At 33.6% G+C, this 6,508-nt stretch carries 5 protein-coding genes; all 5 read right to left on the bottom strand.

Going from position 1 to position 6,508, the window contains the following annotated elements:
* Positions 1-83: 83 nt before the first annotated feature.
* The gene (pyrC, locus tag Q0138_RS01745; RefSeq protein WP_297980081.1) at positions 84-1,325 is read right to left on the bottom strand and encodes a dihydroorotase; all 1,242 of its coding nucleotides are present in this window, start codon (positions 1,323-1,325) and stop codon (positions 84-86) included.
* A gap of 376 nt (positions 1,326-1,701) precedes the next feature.
* Complete coding sequence (locus Q0138_RS01750) at positions 1,702-2,934, bottom strand: 4Fe-4S binding protein (protein WP_297980082.1); 1,233 nt, start codon at positions 2,932-2,934, stop codon at positions 1,702-1,704.
* 15 nt (positions 2,935-2,949) lie between these two features.
* Complete coding sequence (locus tag Q0138_RS01755) at positions 2,950-4,374, bottom strand: Ni/Fe hydrogenase subunit alpha (protein ID WP_297980084.1); 1,425 nt, start codon at positions 4,372-4,374, stop codon at positions 2,950-2,952.
* Position 4,375: 1 nt separating this feature from the next.
* The gene (locus Q0138_RS01760) at positions 4,376-5,302 is read right to left on the bottom strand and encodes a F420-nonreducing hydrogenase (protein ID WP_297980085.1); all 927 of its coding nucleotides are present in this window, start codon (positions 5,300-5,302) and stop codon (positions 4,376-4,378) included.
* A gap of 20 nt (positions 5,303-5,322) precedes the next feature.
* Positions 5,323-5,748, bottom strand: coding sequence for a hydrogenase iron-sulfur subunit (locus Q0138_RS01765; protein ID WP_297980086.1), 426 nt, complete (start codon positions 5,746-5,748; stop codon positions 5,323-5,325).
* Between the last annotated feature and the right edge of the window lie 760 nt (positions 5,749-6,508).

A 6,508-nucleotide genomic window follows, 5' to 3' on the forward strand; every position in this document is an offset into this window, starting at 1 on the left:
AAAATAAAAAATAAAATTATTTAAAAATTAATTAAAAAAATAAAAAATAAAATTAATTTAAACTAAAAGAAGAAAAGTCAGAATTAATCAAAAACAACATTTTCTATCATGACTATTTCACCGCCAACAATAGTCATTGTAGGAATTCCCTTATACTCAAAGCCATCAAATGGAGAGTACTCTGCCTTGGTATAGAACTTGTCAATGTCAAATTTTCCTTCTTTTTTCAAATCAACTACAACCAAATCAGCATCATATCCTTCCCTGATAAATCCTTTATTTTTTAATCCAAAACGAATAGCTGCATTTTCACTGAATATTTTAGGAATCAATGACAAATCCAAATTATTTCTATTTACCTCAGTTAACAATAAGGAAAGAACGGTTTCAAGAGCTGGAATCCCTGGACTTGCATCCCAAACCCCTTTGCTTTTTTCCTCCAAACTGTGGGGAGCATGGTCTGTACCTATAATTGACTTTTCATTCAAGTCAGAAATGGAAACATTTTCACCAATTTCCCTTAAAGGAGGATTTGTCTTAATAAAGGTTCCAAAGCGATTAAAGTCCTTGTTGTTACACAATAAATGATGTGGAGTGAATTCATAACTTACATTATTTTCAATAGCTAAATTTAATGCGGTTTTTGTGCTTAAATGACAAATGTGTAAATTATTCCCATATTTTTTTGAAAGGCCTATAGCCTGCTTTACAGATTCAATCTCAGATTCGGCAGAACGAAGATAGCTGTATGCAATAACTTCAGTTTCATCAGCCAATTTTTCCCTATTCTCTTCAATGATTGATTTTTTCTCTGCATGAACAGTGATTATTGGATTATTGTCCAAATTGGAAACATCCCTAAAGATTCTATCAAGCTCTTCATCTTCCTCAAGATCCATAAAGACCTTAAATGACATAGGATTTAATTCCTGAATCTTTTTCATCTCATCAAAGGAGGAATGTCCTGCATGAAGACCAAAATTAACCACTGATTTTGACTTTCCAATCTCAAGTTTTTCCTTGAAATTTTTATAGGAATTTGTCTTTGGAAGAGTGTTTGGCATGTCCATTACAAAGGTAAAACCACCATTTGCAGCAGCCATGGACCCTGTATGGAAATCTTCCTTATAAGTCAATCCAGGGTCTCTAAAATGAACATGAGGATCAATCAAGCCGGGAAAGACATATTGACCATTCAAGTCAAACTCCCTATAACCATTTATGGTAGACTTGGAAATTTTACTTATTTTACCCTCTTCAATAGCTATATTGAACTTATTAGTTTCATTTACAAGTTTTGCATTTTTTAAGACTAAATCAAACATAAAACCACATGAAAAAATTGATTAATAATCCATTATTATAAAAATTTTTGAATTCAATTAAAATGAAATAATTACTAAAATCATTATTTTATTAAAATACTTAATTTAATATTTAAAATTTATATTTTATAAAATTTTTTTAAAAAAAATAAACTTAATCAAAATCCTAAAAATATTAATTTTTAAAAAATAGGAAAATAATAAAACTACTAAAAAAATAAAAAAAGCTATGAAATCAATAAAAATAGGAAAATAGATTTAAAAAATATTGTTCTTAAATACTCAAACAAAATTAATGGAAATAAAAAAAAGGCACTTAAATTAATAAGTGCCTTGACCTATCCATATAGGCTTTAATTTTGTGTTTTGACCGAATCTATTGTAAAGTAAGTGCATCTGGTTTACATTTTTTAATACATTGTTCACAAAGGGTACAGAAACCTGCAATAGGCAAGTTAACTTTGTATGCCTTGTGTAACATATCATATGGACATGCGTCAATACATTCTCCACATTCGTCACACTTGGATGGGTTGAATATGATTCTATCTCTAGAAACAACTTCTCCATCAATCTCTTTGTCAACATAGTCTAATTGTAATGCATCGTTAGGACAGACAGAAGCACAAGCACCACATCTTACACACATGGTGAAAGCTGGTTCTCCTGCATCTTTCTTACGGGATGGGATTTCCATGCCTCTTTTGGTTACTACACGAATAGCTTCAGTTGGACATTTTAATGCACAACCACCATCATAGAGACAGGTTTCTTCTTCCCAACAAATTCCTTCAGATGAAGCAAATTTAGATGCTCCTCTTTCAACTTCTAAATCAATTGCATCAACCGGACATACGTTTGCACATAAAGCACAAGCTGCACAGACATCAGGAAGAGCTACAGTCAAGTCAGATTTAGGGCTGATGAAGTCACCAGGACAAGCATCAACACAAGTGTTACAACCAATACATGATTCAGCTTCTAAAGTGAATTTCTTAATTTCTTTAGGACGTTTAGCCGGGTTTGCATTGCCTGCGATGAAAATAGCGTTCCAAGGACAAGATTGAGAACAAACTCCACATTGGATACATTTATCTTCATCCACAACAATTTCTTCACCATAAGCAGGTAAGGTAATTGCGTCAACAGGACAATCTTCTATACAAACTCCACATCCTTTACAATCATCGATGTATACGCGACCTTCAGGAGTAATAACTCTGTTAACAGGTTCTTTAACACCAGGAACTCCGATAACGTCAACAGGACATACGTCCACACATTTTTGACACATTACACAGAATCCTTTTAAGAGTTGAGAATCTTCAGGATCCAATTTAAGAGTTTTACTAGGACATGCGTCTACACATTCACCACATTCGTCACATTTGGTTTTGTTAAAGATTAATCTTACTTGAGTGTTTCCTTCTTCATCAATAGCTATGTCATCAACTTGTAAAGCTCCGTTTGCACAAACTTCAGCACATTTAGGTTCTTCGCCACAAGTGTCACAGTAAACGATGTGATCGCCTACTTCAATAGCTGCTGTAGGACAAGCACCTTCACATGCACCACATTTAATACAGCTATTTTCATTGAATACTATCATTTTAACACTCCAAAGTTAGATTTTGTTTATTAAGTTTCCTTCACTATCATATACTTCGACAGTAGCTAATCTCATTTGGCTATCCATTGTGTGGGTAGCACAGGATAAACATGGGTCGTAAGCTCTGATAACCATTTCCATTAAGTTGAAAATCTTATCGTCTACTTCTACACCAGGTTTAATGTAGTCTTTAGCTACTTGTTGAATACCCATTTCCATAGCAGGGTTGTTTTGGATAGTTGCTACTACAATGTTTGCGTTGGTTACTAAACCATCTTCATCAGTTTTGTAGTGGTGGATTAAAGTACCACGTGCAGCTTCTACAATACCTGCACCTTCACCTGCAGTTCTTTCTAAAGCTTCAGGGAATTTGTCACCGGATAAGTCTTGTTCTAATGCATCTACAGCCATTTCAGCAGCAGCTAATAATTCGATTAATCTTGCCCAGTGGAATAATAATGGGTATTGTGCGTAACCGAATTTGTCTCTGAAGTCTTCTAAAGCACCTTGTGCTAAAGGAGCAGCATCAGGCATTGCATCACAAACGTTAATACGGGATAAAGGAGCTACTCTGTAGATACCTTCAGGGTAACCTAATTCTTTAATGTAAGGGAATTTTAACCAGGAGTATGGTTTTACGTGTTCTGCTACAACATCTACATATTCGAGGTTGTCGTATTCAGTGTAAATAGAACCGTCTTTGTCTTTAATTCTTACATTACCGTTGTATACATCCCATTTACCGTCTTTTACGAGACCGCAGTGACGGGTGTCACCAAAGTAACCTAATGTTTTGACTAAGTCAATTTTTTCTTCTAAAATTGGTACAGCTAATTCAATGGTAGCTTGTGCTAATTCAACGTTTTCTTTAGCTTTTACTAATAAGTCAGCTTGAGTTTCTTCATCTAATTCAGTGGAGATACCACCAGGAGTAGAGGAAGTTGGGTGAATTGGACGACCACCGGTAGCTGATACGATATCTAAACCGTTTCTTCTGATCTTAATAGCTTGTAAAGCTACTTCAGGCATATCCTTAATGATTTGGAAAACGTTTCTAGTTTTTCTAGTTCCGTCAGGAATGACTAAATCAGGAGCTGCTAAGAAGTAGAAGTGAAGTGCGTGAGAGTGCATGTATGAACCCCAGTTCATTAATTCTCTCATTTTGTAAGCAGTAGGTAAGATTTCGTCATCGTTAAATCCGTAAATTTGGTCAACAGCTTTAGCAGCTGCTAAGTGGTGTTGTACATCACAAATACCACAAATTCTAGGTACTATACGAGGTACTTCTTCAGCTGGACGTCCTTGTAAGAATTTTTCGAATCCTCTAAATTCCATAACATGTAATCTAGTGTCTTCTACATTTCCTGCTTCGTCAAGGTGTACAGTAATTTTTGCGTGTCCTTCAATACGAGTTACAGGTTCCATAGTAAGTTTTACCATATTATTTTCCTCCTTTTTGCATTTTAGCAGGGACTAAAGCAGCTGGTAAAGTGTAAGTGTAGAAAGTACCTACAATATCATCTAATTGATCAGCTACTTGTTCAGGGTCTACGGTCTTATCTTCGTTTACACCGTAGTCAGATGCAATCGCAGAAATCATTTTTGCACCTGCATCATTTACTTTTGCAGTAGGTCCATAACAACCTCTACATGGGATAGCAATACTTGGGCATTGTGCACCACATAAGGATACGGTTGCAGGTCCCATACATACTAATCCTTGAGCAATTAAACATAAATCATCTTCTGGTTTACCGAGTTCGAATTGTCTTTTAATGAAGTCCATAGCTAAACCAGCAGGTGGTTTTTCTCTAGGACATACTTCACAAAGGTTTGTGGTAGGTAATTCGATAGTTTCTCCTCTTAATAAGGTGAGTATAGCTTCTGCTACAACATCAGATTTTGGAGGGCAACCAGGAATCATTAAATCAACAGTGATAGCTTCATTTAATGGTCTTACTCTGCTTTCTAATGCAGGAACATCTTCGTTAGGAATAATGCCTGCTTCGTTGTAAGTACTTACAGAGTTGATGTATGCTTCTTGAGTTAATTCATCAACAGTGTGTAAGTTTCCGAGACCAGGAATACCACCATAAGCTGCACAAGTACCATATGCAATAACAAGGCCAGCTTTTTCTCTTAACATTTCTGCTAATTCTCTGTTTTCTTCGTTTCTAATTCCACCTTCTACAATGAGTACATCTAATTCAGGTACTTCATCATATTTAGTATCACATAATACAGGTGAGAATTCAAATTCAGCTAATTCTAAAACGTCTAATAAAGATTCGTGGAAATCAGCAATGGATAAGTGACAACCAGAACATCCTCCGAGCCACATAGTTCCTATTTTAACTTTATCTGCCATAATTAATCCTCCATAAAGATTTATCTTTCAGCATCTAATTGTGCTTTTAATGGGGAAGGTCCTAAATCTTTAATTCTGTTTACCATCATTTTTACAGAATTTGCGAATTTTTCTCCTTCAGAAGCAGAAATCCAGTCGTGGTGGACTCTTTCTCTTCCAATTCCCATATCGTCGACTAATTTATAAACTAATCTCATTCTTCTGTCAAGTTTATAGTTACCTGCATCGTAGTGGCAGTCACCCATGTGACATCCTGCTACGAATACACCGTCAGCACCGTCTCTGAATGCTTTTAAAATAAACTGAGGGTCAATTCTTCCAGAACACATTACTCTTATAACACGAATGTTAGGTGGGTATTGCATTCTTGCAGTACCTGCAGTATCTGCTCCACCATAGGAACACCAGTTACAACAAAACATTACAATTTTTACATCTTCAGACATAGAGTTTATCCTCCTCTATAATTCAAATATTTAGTTTTTTATCTAAAATTAAATCTTACAATTTAATTAAAGACATCTAATAATTTCAATGAATGCATTTATCAAATCACTAAATGAGCCATTAGAAACATTAGATAATTCAACCTTCAATAGCAAAATGCTATTTTTAACCTATAAAGATCCAAATCAAAAATCTTATAGATTAGTTCTTGAATCCAAATCAAAAAATTCAAGAATTCCGTTTAACTTTAAAAACCCAAATCAAAAATTTTTAAAGTCAGATTTCAATCTAATTTCTTTTTTAAAAAAGTTTTTCAAATCTATAATTAAAACATGTTTTTAGGCATGCCTTAATCTCAAATCATCGTACGTCAATGAGCTAGCTCAGCTTAACATTAATGTACTAATAATATATTACTTTAAGATTTAATATAAAGCTTACTTAGAAACTTAAGACAAAAAGTTTATATACTATAATACTTTTTTTCAAAAGTGTAATAAGTACACATCAATAAAAAACCAATAGAAAAAAAGCAAAAAATAAAAATAAACAAACATAATAATAGATATATAAAAAAAGCAAAAAAATTAAAGCAAAATCAAAATTAAAGAAAGAATTTTGATTAAAATTAAGTTAGAATACATTAAAACAATTCTAAAATATAAGAATAAAATCATGAAAAAACATGAAAAAATTAAGGAAAACCTAAAAAATTTTAAGCCCAAAAAACATTGAAAAAAATTCATGAAAATACTAAAA

Source organism: uncultured Methanobrevibacter sp., assembly GCF_937906425.1.
Classification (GTDB): Archaea; Methanobacteriota; Methanobacteria; order Methanobacteriales; family Methanobacteriaceae; genus Methanobrevibacter.

Excerpts from the sequence above, each read along its gene's own strand:
- pyrC (WP_297980081.1), bottom strand. The coding sequence starts at position 1,325 with ATGTTTGATTTAGTCTTAAAAAATGCAAAACTTGTAAATGAAACTAAT.
- Q0138_RS01750 (WP_297980082.1), bottom strand. The coding sequence starts at position 2,934 with ATGATAGTATTCAATGAAAATAGCTGTATTAAATGTGGTGCATGTGAA.
- Q0138_RS01755 (WP_297980084.1), bottom strand. The coding sequence starts at position 4,374 with ATGGTAAAACTTACTATGGAACCTGTAACTCGTATTGAAGGACACGCA.
- Q0138_RS01760 (WP_297980085.1), bottom strand. The coding sequence starts at position 5,302 with ATGGCAGATAAAGTTAAAATAGGAACTATGTGGCTCGGAGGATGTTCT.
- Q0138_RS01765 (WP_297980086.1), bottom strand. The coding sequence starts at position 5,748 with ATGTCTGAAGATGTAAAAATTGTAATGTTTTGTTGTAACTGGTGTTCC.